Below are 15,486 nucleotides of genomic sequence, written 5' to 3' on the forward strand. Positions count from 1 at the left end.
AGATTACGCTTGAAAAAGAGTGGAGGCGGACGCGCCCGATGGTGCAGCTTGACGGCGCGTTCGACACCACCTTGCATATGCGCGGTTTCGGGCCGAAAATCCGGCAGTGTTCCGGTTTCGCCTGAAACAGCATCGAATTTCTGTAATGCCATTGCCTCAATCCCAAGCTTACCTCAGTTTTGAACTGGGGTAGGCCGTAAGATTGACAGCGTTGTCTTTTTTAGTGCGTGTTTAAAAACACATTCTGAAACAAGGCTCTAGCCTGAAGGCAATGGCATTCGGAAATCCTGCGCCATCAGTTAAAGCAACGGCAACGGGGCTTCGAATGGGCAGGGTTCAACAGGGTTTGGAGCGTCGTGTTGAGCATCCGGAGGGATGCGAGGCGCTCTGTCGGGAGTGAGCGATGAATGTAGCCAATCCTGTCCCGCTTGAGGAGCAGGGAGGCCAGCACAACGCGGCTGGCAAACCTATTCTTGAAATGCGCGGCATCAGCAAATCCTTCGGGGTCGTGAAGGCGTTGAGCGACGTCAATTTCACGGTCATGCCGGGGGAGATTCACGCATTTGTCGGCGAAAATGGCGCTGGCAAATCCACACTCATGAAGGTGCTCTCGGGGGTCTACCCCCATGGCAGCTATGAAGGTTCGATCTTCTTCGACGGAGAAGAACGGCAGTTTCGCGACATCAATGATTCCGAAGCGTTGGGCATCGTCATCATCCATCAGGAGCTGGCGCTGATCCCGCTGATGTCGATTGCGGAAAATATTTTCCTCGTCAATCCACCGGCGAGCCGTGGCGTCATCGACCGCAGTGCCGTGCATATGCGCACGCGGGAACTTTTAAAAAAGGTCGGCCTGTCGGAATCGCCCGATACGCTGATCACCGATATCGGTATCGGCAAGCAGCAGCTGGTGGAAATCGCCAAGGCCTTGTCAAAGCGCGTGCGCTTGCTGATCCTCGATGAACCGACGGCCAGTCTGAACGAAACGGACAGTGCAGCGCTTCTGACGCTCCTGAAGGAGTTTCGCGCGCAGGGCATCACCTCGATCCTGATCTCGCACAAGCTCAATGAAATTCGCGAAGTTGCCGACAAGATCACAGTGCTGCGCGACGGCAAGGCCGTGGCGACACTTGATTGTCATGCAGGTGAGGTCGAGGAAGACGATATCATCCGCAAGATGGTCGATCGCGATCTGGAAAGCCGCTATCCGAAGCGTGACCCGAAGATCGGGGACGTGATTTTGGAGGTCGACAACTGGTCCGTCTATCATCCGCTGCACCCAGAGCGGCATTCGGTCAAGAACGTGTCGTTCAAGGTCAAGGCGGGCGAAATCGTCGGCATTGCAGGCCTGATGGGCGCTGGCCGCACTGAATTCGCGATGAGCCTGTTCGGGCGTTCGTGGGGTACGAATATCACCGGCGAGGCGCGTATCAACGGCAAGGCTGCTGATATTTCCACCGTGGCGCGCGCGATCAAATCCGGGCTTGCCTATGTGACCGAGGATCGCAAGAAGCTCGGCCTCGTTCTGGGTGAAAACATTGCGCGTAACGTTTCGCTGGCCAATCTGCGTGGCGTCAGCCCGAAGGGCGTCATCGACGATATTCGCGAAATGAAGGTTGCCGGTGAATATCGCAACCAGATGAGCATTCGCAGCCACAATGTCTTTCAGCAGACCGGCACGCTTTCGGGCGGCAACCAGCAGAAGGTCGTGCTGTCGAAATGGCTGTTCACGGGACCGGATGTGCTCATCCTCGATGAGCCGACGCGCGGCATCGATGTCGGCGCGAAATACGACATTTACACCATCATCAATTCACTGGCGGAGAGCGGCAAGGGCGTGGTCGTCATTTCTTCGGAAATGCCGGAACTGATCGGCATCTGCGACCGCATCGTCGTCATGCATGAAGGCGCTTTCGTCGGCGAAGTCGCCGGCGAAGAGGCAACGCAGGAAAACATCATGCGCGCCATCATGCGGAACAAGGGAAAACGGCAATGAGCGAGAATATTATCGGAAGCAGCCAGACGAGCAGCGTGGGGCGTTATCTCAAGAACAATCTGCGCGAATCCGGGATGCTGCTCTCGCTCGTCGCGATCATGATCTTCTTCCAGATCGTCACGGGCGGCGTGCTGATGAAGCCGCTGAACCTGACCAATCTGGTTCTGCAGAACAGCTATATCGTCATCATGGCGCTCGGCATGCTGCTGATCATCGTGACCGGCCATATCGACCTGTCGGTTGGTTCGGTGTGTGGTTTCGTCGGCGCACTGGCGGCGGTTATGATGGTGCATTGGGGCATCCCGTTCCCGATTGCCGCCATTCTCTGTCTTGTGGTTGGTGGTCTGATCGGCGCGTTGCAGGGCTTCTGGGTCGCCTATTTCAACATACCGTCCTTCATTGTGACGCTGGCGGGCATGCTGGTCTTCAAGGGCCTGATGCTGGCGGTGCTCGGCGGCCAGTCGGTCGGCCCGTTCCCGGTCGTGTTCCAGAAGCTCTCATCGGGCTTCATCCCCGAAATTTTCGGCACCACGGCAGGCGGCGTCTATCTGACTTCGCTGATCATCGGCGTGCTGCTGGCCGCTTTCATGATCTGGCAGAATGTGAAGTCGCGTCAGCGCCATATTGCGCATGAAGTGGAAACGGAGCCGTTTGGCCTGTTTGTCATCAAGAACATTCTGTTCTTTGCGGCCATTGCCTATTTGTCACTCCTGATTTCCATGCATCGCGGACTGCCGAATGTGCTGATCATCATGGCGGTGCTGATTGCGGCCTATGCGTTTCTCACCAACCGCACGGTGATCGGTCGCCAGATTTATGCGGTCGGCGGCAACCGCCATGCGGCCAAGCTGTCCGGCGTGAAGACCGAACGACTGACCTTCCTCGCTTTCGTCAATATGGGTGTGCTGGCAGCTCTGGCCGGTCTGGTTTTCGCGGCGCGCCTGAATACGGCAACGCCCAAGGCCGGTATCGGCTTCGAGCTGGACGTGATCGCAGCCTGCTTCATCGGTGGTGCATCGGCTTATGGCGGTGTGGGTCGCGTGACAGGTGCAGTGATCGGCGCGCTTATCATGGGCGTCATGAACAACGGCATGTCGATCCTCGGCATCGGTATCGACTATCAGCAGGTCATCAAGGGTATCGTGCTGCTGGGTGCGGTCTGTATCGACGTCTACAACCAGAAACGCTGATGTTCTGACTCTGGCGGCCTGCAAAGGAGGCCAGCGTCACATGTTTTGCGGCTTCGCCGTCGGGGGGCGGGCGAAGCTCCAGACCGCGCCGGAAGCAATTCCGGCGCGGTTCTGCTTTGTTAGATCGCGGTTCGGCGGGCGTGATCGAGATAGATCTCGCGCAGGCGCTGGGCGACAGGGCCGGGCTTGCCCGTGCCGATGGTCTTGTCGTCAATGACGGTGATCGGAGTGACGAATGTGCCGGCGCTGGTGAGAAAAGCTTCCTTGGCCGCGTAGGCTTCGTCGATGGTGAAAAGGCGTTCTTCCAGCTTCATGCCGGTCTCCGCGATCAGTTGCAGCAGCGACAGGCGCGTGCAGCCGGGCAGAATGGCGTTGCTGTTGGGGCGCGTGACGACGACATCGTCGTTGGTCACGATATAGGCCGTGGACGATGCGCCTTCGGTGACATAGCCGTCCTCGATCATCCAGGCTTCATCGCAACCGGCATTCTTGGCGATTTCCTTGGCGAGCGCTTGCGGCAGCAGGCACACCGTCTTGATGTCGCGGCGCTTCCAGCGCAGATCATCCAGCGAGAGCACGCGTGCGCCGGTTTTCAGCGCAGGCTTGTCGAGCAGATTGGCTTCCTGCGTGAACAGAACCACTGATGGCTTGATACCTTTACCCGGCACAAAGTCGCGGTCGCGGCCATCGCCACGGGTGATCTGTAGATAGACCAGCCCCTCGGTCAGATTGTTGCGGCGCACCAGCTCGCGCTCGATCGCGACGATCTCGTCTTCGCTCAATGGCATCGGAATGCCGATTTCGCCGGTGGAACGGCGCAAGCGTGTCATATGCGGGCCGCTGTCGATCAGCTTGCCTTCCAGCACGGCGGTTACTTCATAAATGCCGTCGCCGAAAAGGAAGCCTCGGTCGAAAATGGAAATGCGGGCATCGCGCGCGGCAACATAGTCACCGTTGACGTAGACAATACGGTTCTCGAGGTCTTCTGCTGTAACGGCCATGGTGGAATCTGTCCTGAAAAGAAAGGGCCGCGACGAATGTCGCAGCCCTTTCATAATTCACCCGATAATCTCAAGAAACCGTTATTTTCAGGCAGCCTGCCTGGCTGCTTCAATGGCTTCGCTGCGGATTTCTTCCGTCAGTTTGAGGCGCAGTTCGGAAAATTCCGGGCTTGCCTTGACGTGGTAGGAACGCGGATGCGCGATATCGACCGGCGTGATCGATTTGATCTTGCCGGGGCGTGCGGTCATCGTGACCACACGGGTGGCCATGAAGATCGCTTCTTCGATATCGTGGGTGACGAAAATCACGGTCTTGTGCTCGCGCTCCCAGATGCCGAGCAGCAGTTCCTGCATCAGGCCGCGCGTCTGGTTGTCGAGCGCGCCGAATGGCTCGTCGAGCAACAGGATCTTTGGATCATTGGCCAATGCGCGGGCAATGGCGGTGCGCTGCTGCATACCGCCCGAAAGCTGCTTCGGCCAGTGATTTTCAAACCCGCGCAGCCCCACCTTGTCGATATAGCTGTCGACGATTTCGCGGGCCTCTTTTTCCGGCAGGCCCTTTTCACGCAGGCCAAAACCGACATTCTGACGAATGGTCAGCCATGGAAACAGCGTATAGGACTGGAACACCATGCCGCGATCAGCACCGGGGCCGGTAACCGGCTTGCCTTCCAGCGTCACCGTGCCCGTCGTCGGCTTGTCGAGACCGGCGATGATGCGCAGAAGCGTGGACTTGCCGCAGCCCGAAGGGCCGAGAATGGTGACGAAGTCGTTCTTTGGAATGATGAGATCGGTTGCTTGCAGGGCCAGCGTCGGCTTGCCGCCATGCACGCCGGGGAAGGTGCGGCTGACGCCCTTAACAACCAGTTCCTGATCGGTCTTGGGAGCCATTATGCGAACCTCCATGCAAAGAGCCAGCGGTTGAAATATTTGAAGGCAAGATCGGAAATCAGGCCGATGACGCCGATGATGATGATGCCGAAAATGATCTGGCCAGTGGCCATCAGCGCCTGGCTGTTGATGATCATATAGCCGATACCCGACGATGCGCCGATGAGTTCGGCCACGATCACATAGGTCCATGCCCAGCCGAGCACGAGACGCAGTGTTTCAGCAATGTCGGGTGCGCTGGCAGGCATGAGCACGCGGCGGATGATCCCGCTGTTGGACGCGCCGAGCGTATAGGCTGCTTCCACCAGATCGCGGCGGGTATTGGCGACGATGACGGCGATCATAAGAATGATCTGGAAAACCGCGCCGATGAAGATAACGAGCAGCTTCTGGGTTTCGCCGATGCCAGCCCAGAGGATCAGGAGCGGCACGAAAGCCGAAGCAGGCAGATAGCGCGCAAAGGAGACGAAAGGCTCCAGCAGTGCTTCGATGGGCTTGTAGGCGCCCATGGCCACACCGACCGGAATGGCAACGAGGCTTGCCAGCACGAAGCCGCCCAGCACGCGCCAGACCGTCATGCCGATATCGGACAGGAAGCCCTGATTGGCGATGAGGTCGTAGCCGTCTTTGACCATGGTGATCGGATCGGCGAGGAAGGTGGCGGAGACAAAGCCGCCAAGCGTGGCAATGCCCCAGAATACAAAAAATAGAATGAAAAACAGGATGCCCAGTAAGACCCGGGTCGTGTTGCCTATCGGCTGCAAAGGCTGCATGTCATTGTCCGTTCAGTCGCGCGCCCGTCTTCAAAGAGAGACGGAAGGGGAGAGGTCGGTCCGGGCGTCGCCGCCCGGAACAGCACTCACTATCTGTTTTGAACGCTTTGCCCGAAAAGCGTTTCATGCCGTTCGAGCTGCGTTCCAGAAAGCGATCTTACTTGATGAAGCTCGTATCCACGATGTCATCGAGGTTCGGCTTCGACTTGATCACGCCAGCTTGCAACAGCAGATCAGCTGCTTCAGCGGTGAATTCCTTGAACTCGCCATCGAAGAACTTGTGGTTGGCAGCCTTGTCCTGCCAGCGCAGATATTCGGCAGAGGCACCAAACTCCTTGCCCGACTGCTTCACGTCCTTGCCCATGATTTCATAGGCCTTGTCCTTGTCGGCAGCGATCATGTCCAGCGCTTCGAAATAGCTGTCGGCAAGCGCCTTGGCAGCTTCCGGGTTCTTTTCGAGGAAGGCAGGTGTGCAACCAACCGTATCCGTCACAGCCGGATAGTCGAGCGTCGTGGCGAGAATCTTGCCCTTGTCAGGCGCCGCACGCACTGTCGAGAGATAAGGCTCGTAGGTCATGGCGGCGTCGTTCTGGCCAGCCACAAAAGCCTGTGCTGCCGGTCCCGGCTCCATGTTGACGACCTTCACATCCTTGGTGGTCATGCCGTTTTTGGCGAGCATGAAGGCCAGCAGGAAGTAAGGCGAGGTGCCCGGTGCAGAAGCCGCAATCGTCTTGCCCTTCAGATCGGCGAAGGAGTTGACGTCGGCGCGCACTGCAATGCCGTCAGCACCATAGGACTTGTCCATTTGGAAAATCTGCTTGGACTTCACACCAACAGCGTTCCAGACGATCCAGGTTTCAACGGTGGTGGCTGCGCACTGAATGTCTCCCGATGCCAGCGCCAGATGGCGGCTCGCCTGCGGGATTTTGTTCAGCGTCACGTCCAGTCCGTGCTTCTTGAAAATGCCGGCTTCCTTGGCCAGCGTCAGCGGGCCAAAACCCGTCCAGCCGGAAAAGCCGATGGAAACGGCTGTCTCAGCATGTGCTGCCGATGCGAAAGCGAATGCTGCCAGCGCAACACCGGCAAACCACGATTTTTTCATGAATAGTACCCCTTTTATGTGTTTATAAGCCTATACATATCGATCTCAGCAAATTAGCAGGACCGTATTTCCTGTCCAGAGAGGCAGACAAAGATTTCTTTGCGGGCATTTCTGGCGGGAATTTATTTAAGCGTCTGATCCGATTGCAGTAATCGTGATCAGGAACAGGTCTCCCTTACCCTTAAGTTCAACGGAATTTTTGACAGGCGCAGCCAGGATCGCCGCGTCATGCGGACCGAGATGCGCGATTCCCGTGTCGGTCTGGAGTGCAAACTCTCCTTCTGCACAGAAAATAAGCATCGTCTCGCCCGAAGTTCCGGTTTCCAATGTCGCCGCAGCATTGCTCCCGGTGATGCGGCGGACGCGATGCGTATAGCGCGTGCGTCGGGTCATGACATTGAGGTCGGTGATGGCGGAGCCGATCAGGCGCGCTGCCGAACGGCTGTCAGCCGCAAAAGCCAAGGGGGTGCTTTCGCGGGTGAGGGTGCTCGCCTGTCCGTCGACATCGAGCAGGATGCCGTCGCCCTCCAGCACCGACAATGTTCGGTCGATACCGGGAAAGACGGAAAATGGGCCGTCATTTGCGACGGTTGCCATAGAAATACGCCAGTCGAAATCATCGACTGACGCGCCTTGCGGGTGGACGGCGATCTCAACCGTCACGCCGCCGCCGTTTTTCCACGGCATGCGGCGATGATTTTCGGCCTTGAGAAGAGTGACGGCCATTCGACCTCAGTTCCCAAGAATGCCGGGCAAGCGCAGGCCCTGCTGCTTGGCCCAATCGAGCGCGACTTCATAGCCCGCATCGGCATGGCGCATGACGCCGGTGGCCGGGTCGTTCCACAGAACGCGCTCCAGACGGCGGTCCGCATCTTCCGTGCCGTCGCAGCAGATGACCATGCCCGAATGCTGGCTGAAGCCCATGCCGACGCCGCCGCCATGATGCAGTGACACCCAGGTTGCACCTGAAGCGGTGTTGAGGAGGGCGTTGAGGAGTGGCCAGTCGGACACGGCATCCGAACCGTCTTTCATGGCTTCCGTTTCGCGGTTTGGCGAAGCGACCGAGCCGCTATCGAGATGGTCGCGACCGATGACGATAGGCGCTTTCAGCTCGCCATTGCGGACCATTTCGTTGAAGGCAAGGCCGAGGCGATGGCGGTCGCCGAGGCCAACCCAGCAAATGCGTGCTGGCAGGCCCTGAAACGCGATGCGTTCTTTCGCCATGTCGAGCCAGTTGTGCAGATGCTTGTTGTCCGGCAGCAGTTCCTTCACCTTGGCGTCGGTCTTCGCAATATCTTCCGGATCGCCGGAAAGGGCCGCCCAACGGAACGGACCGATGCCGCGGCAGAATAGCGGGCGGATATAGGCCGGCACGAAGCCGGGGAAGGCAAAGGCGTCTTCGAGGCCTTCTTCCAGTGCCATCTGGCGAATATTATTGCCATAATCGAGGGTTGGAATGCCCATATTCCAGAAGTCGACCATTGCCTGCACATGCAGCTTCATCGAAGCGCGCGCGGCTTTTTCGACGGCTTTCGGATCGCTCTCCTGCTTGGCGCGCCATTCGGCGACGGTCCAGCCGAGCGGCAGATAGCCATGCACCGGATCATGCGCGGAGGTCTGGTCGGTCACGATATCCGGCTTCACGCCGCGCTTGACGAGTTCCGGGAAGATTTCAGCCGCATTGCCGATCAGCGCAATGGACTTTGCCTCGCCTGCCTTGGTCCAGGCATCGATCCTGGCCAGCGCTTCGTCGAGACTGTGGGTCTTTTCATCGACATAACGGGTGCGCAGACGGAAATCGGCGCGGGTCTCGTCGCATTCGACGGCGAGGCAGCAGGCGCCAGCCATCACCGCCGCCAGAGGCTGCGCGCCGCCCATGCCGCCGAGGCCGCCGGTCAGAATCCACTTGCCGGTGAGGTTGCCGTCAAAATGCTGGCGACCGGCTTCGACAAAGGTTTCGTAAGTGCCCTGAACGATGCCCTGCGCACCGATATAGATCCAAGAACCGGCGGTCATCTGGCCATACATGGCGAGACCCTTCTTATCCAGTTCGTTGAAATGATCCCAGGTTGCCCAATGCGGCACGAGGTTGGAATTGGCGATCAGAACACGCGGCGCATCCTTGTGGGTGCGGAAAACGCCGACCGGCTTGCCCGACTGCACGAGCAGGGTTTCATCTTCATTGAGCGTCTTGAGGGTCGCAACGATGCGGTCGAAATCGTCCCAGGTGCGGGCAGCGCGGCCAATGCCGCCATAGACCACCAGCTCATGCGGGCGCTCGGCCACGTCGGGGTCGAGATTGTTCATCAGCATGCGCAGCGGCGCTTCGGTCAGCCAGCTCTTGGCGTTGAGTTCGTCTCCGCGCGGCGCTCGGACTTCGCGCTCATTATGGCGTGGGTTCGACATGGTGTTCTCCTCAGGATTTGAGTTCGTGCGCGATTTTTTCCAGTCGCTGCAAAAGGGTTTTGAGATGGACGCGCAGCTTGTCTGCCTTGGCCTGATCATAGGCGAAGGGAACGGCTTCGGTTACAAGATGGGTCGATTGGGCAAGCTCCATCTGGATGGCGTGGACGCCGGTTTCCGGCTTGCCGTAATGGCGCGTCGTCCAGCCGCCTTTGAAACGGCCATTGAGGATCGACGTGTAACCATCTGCCTTGGCGGTTACTTCGACAGCTGCCGCCTCGATCCTCGGATCGCAGGTCTTGCCCATATCCGTGCCGATGTTGAAATCGGGCAATTTACCTTCAAACAGGAACGGAATATGCGAGCGGATCGAATGGCAGTCATAGAGGATGGCGACGCCGTGGATTGCCTTTACGCGCTCGATCTCGGCGGCCAGCGCCTCATGATAGGGCTTGTGAAAACGCGCTGTGCGGTCGGCAATATCGGCCTCGGTCGGCGCTTCTCCATCCTTCCAGATCGAAAGCCCGTCAAAGTCGGTTTCCGGAATCAGCGTCGTGGTGTTCTGTCCCGGATAGAGGCTTGCGCCCGCCGGATCGCGATTGGCATCGATGCAATAGCGATGGAAGGTTGCACGCACCATGGTCGCGTCGTCGATGAGATCGTCATAGAGCTTGTGAATATGCCAGTCGGTATCGGCAAGAATTTTGCCATTGTCGTTGAGACGCGCCCAGATATCCTGCGGCACATCGGTTCCGGTGTGCGACAGGCCGATAATGACCGGCGATGTTCCCTGACGAACTTCAAACGGACTCATGATCACGCCTCCAGTGCAGGTAGGATGCCGCTCGAAACCGCACCGGCAAGCGCACCGTCAGCCACCAGATCGGCGGCATTCTTGAGGTCGTCGGCCATATAGCGGTCGTCTTCCAGCGTCGGCACGCGCCCGCGCAACACGGCGATGACCTTGGCCAGTTCCGGGCTGGTGGTTAGCGGCTCGCGCAGCTCGACGCCCAGTCCGCCGGTCAGGGCTTCGATGCCGATGATGGCATTGAGATTGGCGGTCATCTGCAACAGGCGGCGCGCGCCATGGCAGGCCATGGACACATGGTCTTCCTGATTGGCGGAGGTTGGCGTGGAATCGACGGAAGCCGGATGCGCCATCTGCTTGTTTTCGCTCATCAACGCGGCAGAGGTGACTTCTGCGATCATCAGGCCGGAATTGAGCCCCGGCTTGCGGGCGAGGAAAGCCGGCAGGCCGAAGGACAGCGCCGGATCGACCAGCAGCGCGATACGGCGCTGGGCGATTGCGCCGATTTCGCAGACGGCAAGCGCAATCTGGTCGGCGGCGAAGGCGACAGGTTCGGCGTGGAAGTTGCCGCCCGATACGGCGCGTCCATCCGAGAGAACCAGCGGATTGTCGGTAACCGCGTTGGCTTCGATTTCCAGCGTGCGGGCGGCCTGTCGCAGAATGTCGAGGCAAGCGCCATCGACCTGCGGCTGGCAACGGATGCAATAGGGGTCCTGCACGCGCTGGTCGCCTTCAAGATGGCTCTGGCGAATGACCGAACCGTCGAGCAGGGCGCGCAATGCACGGCCAGCATCGATCTGGCCCTTATGGCCGCGCAGCGTGTGGATTTCCTCGTGGAACGGGGCATCGGATCCCATGGCGGCATCGGTGGACAGTGCGCCGGTGATCAGAGCCGTCTGCGCTGCGCGATGAGCGCGGAACAGACCCGCCAGTGCGAGGGCCGTCGATGTCTGCGTGCCGTTGATCAGCGCCAGCCCTTCCTTGGCGGCAAGCACGACCGGCTTCAGGCCAGCCTTTTCCAGCGCCTTTGCGCCGGAGAGGCGTTCGCCCTGATAGAAGGCTTCACCTTCGCCGATCATGGCGGCAGTCATGTGGGCCAGCGGCGCAAGGTCGCCGGACGCGCCGACAGAACCCTTTTCCGGGATCATCGGGATCACGCCTTTTGCCAGCATGTCTTCGAGAAGCGTGATGACTTCAAGCCGCACGCCGGACGCACCGCGACCGAGCGAAATCAGCTTCAGCGCCATGATGAGGCGCACGATGTTTTCCGGCAGCGCATCGCCGACGCCGCAGCAATGCGACAGGATCAGGTTGCGCTGAAGCGTGGCGACATCGCCGGGCGCGATGCGGATTGAGGCGAGTTTGCCGAAGCCGGTATTGATGCCGTAAACCGGCTCGTCGCCTGCTGCGATTTCTGCAATGCGCGCAGCGGCTTTTTCAACACCGGCATGAAATGCGGGGTCGATGCGGACGGGAACCGCATCGCGATATATTGTTTCCAGCGTTTCAAGCGGAACAGAACCGGGCTTGAGGATAATGGTCATGAAAGGCTCCGTTGGGTTCCCGTATGGGCCAGGCCCATACGGACAATATTAAATTCGACCCTTGAAAACCCGCTTCCACAGCGGGTTGAAGCCGATACGGTAGACGAGTTCGGCGGGGCGCTCGACGTTCCAGATGGCCAGATCGGCATCCTTGCCAACTTCCAGCGTGCCGGTCTGATCGAGAATGCCAAGGGCGCGTGCAGCCTCACGGGTGACGCCTGCGATGCATTCATCAACCGTCATGCGGAAGAGCGTTGCGCCCATATTCATGGTGAGCAGAAGCGAGGTCAGCGGCGATGTGCCCGGATTGTTGTCGGTGGCAAGCGCCATCTTTGTGCCCGCAGCGCGGAAGGCTTCAACCGGCGGCTTCTGGGTTTCGCGGATGAAGTAATAAGCGCCGGGAAGCAGCACGGCCACTGTTCCGGCCTTGGCCATGGCGGCAGCACCTTCCGCATCGGTATATTCAAGGTGATCGGCGGACAATGCGCCATAGGATGCGGCAAGGGCTGCGCCATGCAGATTGGAAAGCTGGTCGGCGTGAAGCTTGACCGCGATGCCATGCGCCTTGGCCGCATCGAATACCCGGGCGATTTCATCCGGCAGGAAGGCGATGCCCTCGCAGAAACCATCCACTGCATCGGCCAGATGCGCGGCTGCAATGGCAGGCAGCATGTCATCGACGATCTTGTCGATATAGGCAGCCTTGTCGCCATTCATTTCCGGCGGCAGTGCGTGCGCGCCAAGGAAAGTGGTGCGGATTGCCACGTCGCGCTCTTCGCCAAGCCGACGGGCGGCTTTCAGCGACTTGATTTCGCTGTCGCGATCGAGACCGTAACCGGATTTGACCTCGACGGTGGTCACGCCTTCGGCGATCAGCGCATCAAGACGGGGCAGGGTCTCACGCACCAGATCGTCTTCGCTGGCAGCACGCAGGTTCTTGACCGAGGAAACAATGCCGCCACCGGCCCGTGCAACTTCCTCATAGGAAGCGCCCTGCAAGCGCAGCTCGAATTCATGCGCGCGATTTCCGGCATGAACGAGATGGGTGTGACAATCGACGAGGCCCGGCGTGATCAGCCGGTTTTCGCAATCGATTTTGTCAAAGGTCGCATAGTCTTCCGGCAGTGCCGACTGCGGGCCGACATAGGCGATCAAACCGTCCTTGACGGCAAGTGCTGCGTTCTCGATGAGGCCGAGGCCGTCCGCGTCTTCGTCCAGCGTCGCAATGCGCGCATTGATAAAAACGGTGCTTGAATTTTTGAGCATGAGCGTTTTCTCGCTTCCCCTGTTTTTTGATAATGTATATACATATTACTGAAACAGCCAAGAGAAAAATGCGCAGACAAGCGAACTGTTGAAAGATGGCATTCTAGCCTGAAAACTGTGACACGGCTTTTCGCATTGGAATGGCAACATATTGAGCTGGTCTGTGCGGGAACATTTGAGGAGAACCTATTCATGTCAGCTGCTACGCCCGAACTGCGTTTTATCCATGCCGGTCAGGCGCTTCTCGACAATGGCTGGGCCGAGAATGTCCGCATTGGCATTGCCGATGGAAAGATCACTTCTCTTGAGGCCGACAAGGCTGCCGGGGCAGGGGATGAACGCCACGCGGCGATTGTCGCAGGCATGCCGAACCTGCACAGCCATGCGTTCCAGTATGGGATGGCGGGGCTTGCTGAAAAGCGCGGCCCCTCTGCCGATTCGTTCTGGAGCTGGCGCGAGATCATGTACAAATTCGCGCTCACCATGTCGCCCGAACAGGCGGAAGTTGTGGCATTGCGGCTTTATGTCGACATGCTGGAGGCCGGGTTCACCCGCGTCGGCGAATTTCATTATCTGCATCATGATCGCGACGGCACGCCCTATGCCAATCTCTCCGAAATGGCTGACCGCATTGTCGCTGCCGCGAAGGCGGCAGGCATTGGCCTGACGCTGCTTCCGGTTTTCTATGCACGTTCGGGTTTCGGCGGCAGCGCGCCCAATGAAGGCCAGCGCCGCTTCATCAACGATCCGGACCGCTTTGCGCGGCTGATCGAAGGCTGCAAACAGGCGCTGTCGGGTTTCGACGGCGCGGTTCTTGGTGTCGCGCCGCACAGCCTGCGCGCCGTGACGCCGGATGAACTCAATCGGGTGACGAAGCTTCTGCCCGAGACGCCAGTGCATATCCATGTGGCCGAGCAGGTGAAGGAAGTGGAAGACAGCATTGTCTGGTCGGGCAAGCGTCCGGTCGAGTGGCTTCTCGATAATCAGGATCTTTCCTCGCGCTGGTGCCTGATCCATGCGACCCATATGACGGACGACGAAACCCGACGCATGGCCAAGGCCGGGGCGATTGCCGGTCTCTGCCCTGTGACGGAAGCCAATCTCGGCGACGGAACCTTCAATGCAACGGTGTTTGCGGAGGCGGGCGGCAAGTTCGGTGTCGGTTCGGATTCGAATGTGCTGATCGGCATTGGCGATGAATTGCGTCAGCTGGAATATTCGCAGCGCCTCCATCATCGCGCCCGCAATGTGCTGGCCGAAAGTGAAGCTTCCACGGGGCGCGCCCTGTTTGATGGCGCGGTGCGCGGCGGCAACATCGCGATGGGTCGCGCCGATGACGGATTGAAGCTGGGCGCTTCGGCGGATTTTGTCGCGCTGGATACCGGGCGTCTGCCGCACGCCAAGGGCGATGCCGTGCTGGATGGCTGGATTTTTGCCGGTCGCGCGCAGGTCAGTGATGTGTGGGTACGCGGCGTGAAACAGGTGGAGGGCGGACGTCACCGCTTGCGCGATCAGGCCGAGCGTGCTTTCCAGAAGGCGATAGGCGAGTTGCTTGCCTGACGCATTTCCGGCAAAAGCGGGAAAACAAAGGGGACGTGGCATGGCGGATGGCGATTCAGCGACAAAAGACGGTCCGGTGCTTTCACTGCATCAGCGTATTTTGGACGATATTGAATCGCGCATCCTGTCGGGGGAATGGGCGCCGGGGCACCGTATCCCGTTCGAGCACGAGCTGACCGAACAATATGGCTGTTCGCGCATGACGGTGAACAAGGCGCTGACCCAGCTTGCCAAGGCCGGACTGATTGAGCGCAAGCGCAAGTCCGGCAGCTTCGTTTCCTTCCCGCGTTCGCAGGCCGCCATTCTCGAAATTCATGATATTCGCGATGAGGTTGCAGCGCTCGGCGCGCCGTACCGGTTCGAACTGCTCAAGCGCTGGGACCGTCTGAGCGGGCCAGCCGATGCGCAGAAGATCGATATTCCGCGCCACACGCAGATCATCGATCTGGTTTGCCGCCATCACGCCGGACAGCGGGTTTTCGCGCTGGAAGAACGCATCATCAATCTGGACGCGGTGCCGGATGCGGCGGCAGCGGACTTTTCCGAACATTCGCCCGGTCCGTGGCTCGTGGCCTGTGTGCCGTGGAGCAGTGCACAGCACTCCATTCGCGCCACAGCGGCCACGCCGGAAAACGCTGCATTGCTCGATATTGCGCCGGGTTCACCCTGTCTGGTCGTTGAACGCCAGACTTGGAACGCCGATCTGCCCGTGACGCATGTGCGCTTCACCTATCCTGGCGACAGCCACGCGCTGGTGGCCAGATTCACGCCTTCGCAGGGCTGACCGCGCTAGAGCGGTTCCTATTTTAACAGAATCGTCGGAACCGCTCTATCCATTTGCTTTCACGCATTATCCTACGCAAAACCGCTTCGCACTTTTGCTGGAAATGCTCTAAGAAAAAAGCCGCCGCAATGGGAGCGGCGGCCAAGTGGCGGTATGATCTGGGTGGAG

General features: G+C 59.2%; 13 protein-coding genes. 4 read left to right on the forward strand and 9 right to left on the reverse strand.

What is annotated here, in order from left to right; all coding sequences use genetic code 11:
• The first annotated feature begins 403 nt into the window (after positions 1-403).
• The gene (gene mmsA, locus FHW00_RS04465; protein ID WP_078338845.1) at positions 404-1,996 is read left to right on the forward strand and encodes a multiple monosaccharide ABC transporter ATP-binding protein; all 1,593 of its coding nucleotides are present in this window, start codon (positions 404-406) and stop codon (positions 1,994-1,996) included.
• Entirely contained in the window at positions 1,993-3,186 is a 1,194-nt protein-coding gene (gene mmsB, locus FHW00_RS04470; RefSeq protein WP_078338844.1) for a multiple monosaccharide ABC transporter permease, read from the forward strand. Before mmsA ends, mmsB begins: the two co-directional genes overlap by 4 nt.
• 119 nt (positions 3,187-3,305) lie before the next feature.
• On the opposite strand, the gene FHW00_RS04475 is transcribed toward mmsB, so the two are convergent.
• The 9 genes from FHW00_RS04475 to hutI form a co-directional block, all read right to left on the reverse strand.
• Complete coding sequence (locus tag FHW00_RS04475; RefSeq protein ID WP_078338882.1) at positions 3,306-4,187, reverse strand: D-amino-acid transaminase; 882 nt, start codon at positions 4,185-4,187, stop codon at positions 3,306-3,308.
• Between the two features lie 87 nt (positions 4,188-4,274).
• Complete coding sequence (locus FHW00_RS04480) at positions 4,275-5,078, reverse strand: ABC transporter ATP-binding protein (protein WP_078338843.1); 804 nt, start codon at positions 5,076-5,078, stop codon at positions 4,275-4,277.
• Positions 5,078-5,851 (reverse strand): ABC transporter permease, encoded by a 774-nt coding sequence (locus tag FHW00_RS04485; protein WP_078338842.1) that lies wholly within the window; start codon positions 5,849-5,851, stop codon positions 5,078-5,080. The genes FHW00_RS04480 and FHW00_RS04485 overlap by 1 nt, the downstream gene beginning before the upstream one ends.
• Before the next feature lie 157 nt (positions 5,852-6,008).
• A complete protein-coding gene (locus FHW00_RS04490; protein WP_078338841.1) occupies positions 6,009-6,953 on the reverse strand; it encodes an ABC transporter substrate-binding protein in 945 nt (314 codons plus the stop codon).
• Positions 6,954-7,079: 126 nt separating this feature from the next.
• On the reverse strand, positions 7,080-7,679 hold the full coding sequence (locus FHW00_RS04495; RefSeq protein ID WP_078338840.1) for a HutD/Ves family protein: 600 nt from the start codon (positions 7,677-7,679) through the stop codon (positions 7,080-7,082).
• 6 nt (positions 7,680-7,685) lie between these two features.
• Entirely contained in the window at positions 7,686-9,359 is a 1,674-nt protein-coding gene (hutU, locus tag FHW00_RS04500; protein ID WP_078338839.1) for a urocanate hydratase, read from the reverse strand.
• Positions 9,360-9,369: 10 nt separating this feature from the next.
• Positions 9,370-10,170 carry an N-formylglutamate deformylase gene (hutG, locus tag FHW00_RS04505; protein ID WP_078338838.1) on the reverse strand — a complete coding sequence of 267 codons (801 nt, stop codon included), beginning with the start codon at positions 10,168-10,170 and terminating at the stop codon, positions 9,370-9,372.
• Between the two features lie 2 nt (positions 10,171-10,172).
• The gene (hutH, locus tag FHW00_RS04510; RefSeq protein ID WP_078338837.1) at positions 10,173-11,708 is read right to left on the reverse strand and encodes a histidine ammonia-lyase; all 1,536 of its coding nucleotides are present in this window, start codon (positions 11,706-11,708) and stop codon (positions 10,173-10,175) included.
• Positions 11,709-11,756: 48 nt separating this feature from the next.
• A complete protein-coding gene (hutI, locus tag FHW00_RS04515) occupies positions 11,757-12,974 on the reverse strand; it encodes an imidazolonepropionase (protein WP_078338836.1) in 1,218 nt (405 codons plus the stop codon).
• Between the two features lie 192 nt (positions 12,975-13,166).
• Here hutI and FHW00_RS04520 point away from each other — a divergent pair, with 192 nt between their 5' ends.
• Together FHW00_RS04520 and hutC are read left to right on the forward strand one after the other, a co-directional pair.
• Positions 13,167-14,534, forward strand: coding sequence for a formimidoylglutamate deiminase (locus tag FHW00_RS04520; RefSeq protein WP_078338835.1), 1,368 nt, complete (start codon positions 13,167-13,169; stop codon positions 14,532-14,534).
• 40 nt (positions 14,535-14,574) lie between these two features.
• Positions 14,575-15,318 carry a histidine utilization repressor gene (gene hutC / locus FHW00_RS04525; RefSeq protein ID WP_078338834.1) on the forward strand — a complete coding sequence of 248 codons (744 nt, stop codon included), beginning with the start codon at positions 14,575-14,577 and terminating at the stop codon, positions 15,316-15,318.
• Positions 15,319-15,486: the final 168 nt, after the last annotated feature.

This window comes from Ochrobactrum sp. P6BSIII (assembly GCF_014138065.1).
GTDB lineage: Bacteria > Pseudomonadota > Alphaproteobacteria > Rhizobiales > Rhizobiaceae > Brucella.

Bases quoted from the DNA above. Each gene is read 5' to 3' on its own strand.
- mmsA (WP_078338845.1), top strand. From the start codon at position 404: ATGAATGTAGCCAATCCTGTCCCGCTTGAGGAGCAGGGAGGCCAGCAC.
- mmsB (WP_078338844.1), top strand. From the start codon at position 1,993: ATGAGCGAGAATATTATCGGAAGCAGCCAGACGAGCAGCGTGGGGCGT.
- FHW00_RS04475 (WP_078338882.1), bottom strand. From the start codon at position 4,187: ATGGCCGTTACAGCAGAAGACCTCGAGAACCGTATTGTCTACGTCAAC.
- FHW00_RS04480 (WP_078338843.1), bottom strand. From the start codon at position 5,078: ATGGCTCCCAAGACCGATCAGGAACTGGTTGTTAAGGGCGTCAGCCGC.
- FHW00_RS04485 (WP_078338842.1), bottom strand. From the start codon at position 5,851: ATGCAGCCTTTGCAGCCGATAGGCAACACGACCCGGGTCTTACTGGGC.
- FHW00_RS04490 (WP_078338841.1), bottom strand. From the start codon at position 6,953: ATGAAAAAATCGTGGTTTGCCGGTGTTGCGCTGGCAGCATTCGCTTTC.
- FHW00_RS04495 (WP_078338840.1), bottom strand. From the start codon at position 7,679: ATGGCCGTCACTCTTCTCAAGGCCGAAAATCATCGCCGCATGCCGTGG.
- hutU (WP_078338839.1), bottom strand. From the start codon at position 9,359: ATGTCGAACCCACGCCATAATGAGCGCGAAGTCCGAGCGCCGCGCGGA.
- hutG (WP_078338838.1), bottom strand. From the start codon at position 10,170: ATGAGTCCGTTTGAAGTTCGTCAGGGAACATCGCCGGTCATTATCGGC.
- hutH (WP_078338837.1), bottom strand. From the start codon at position 11,708: ATGACCATTATCCTCAAGCCCGGTTCTGTTCCGCTTGAAACGCTGGAA.
- hutI (WP_078338836.1), bottom strand. From the start codon at position 12,974: ATGCTCAAAAATTCAAGCACCGTTTTTATCAATGCGCGCATTGCGACG.
- FHW00_RS04520 (WP_078338835.1), top strand. From the start codon at position 13,167: ATGTCAGCTGCTACGCCCGAACTGCGTTTTATCCATGCCGGTCAGGCG.
- hutC (WP_078338834.1), top strand. From the start codon at position 14,575: ATGGCGGATGGCGATTCAGCGACAAAAGACGGTCCGGTGCTTTCACTG.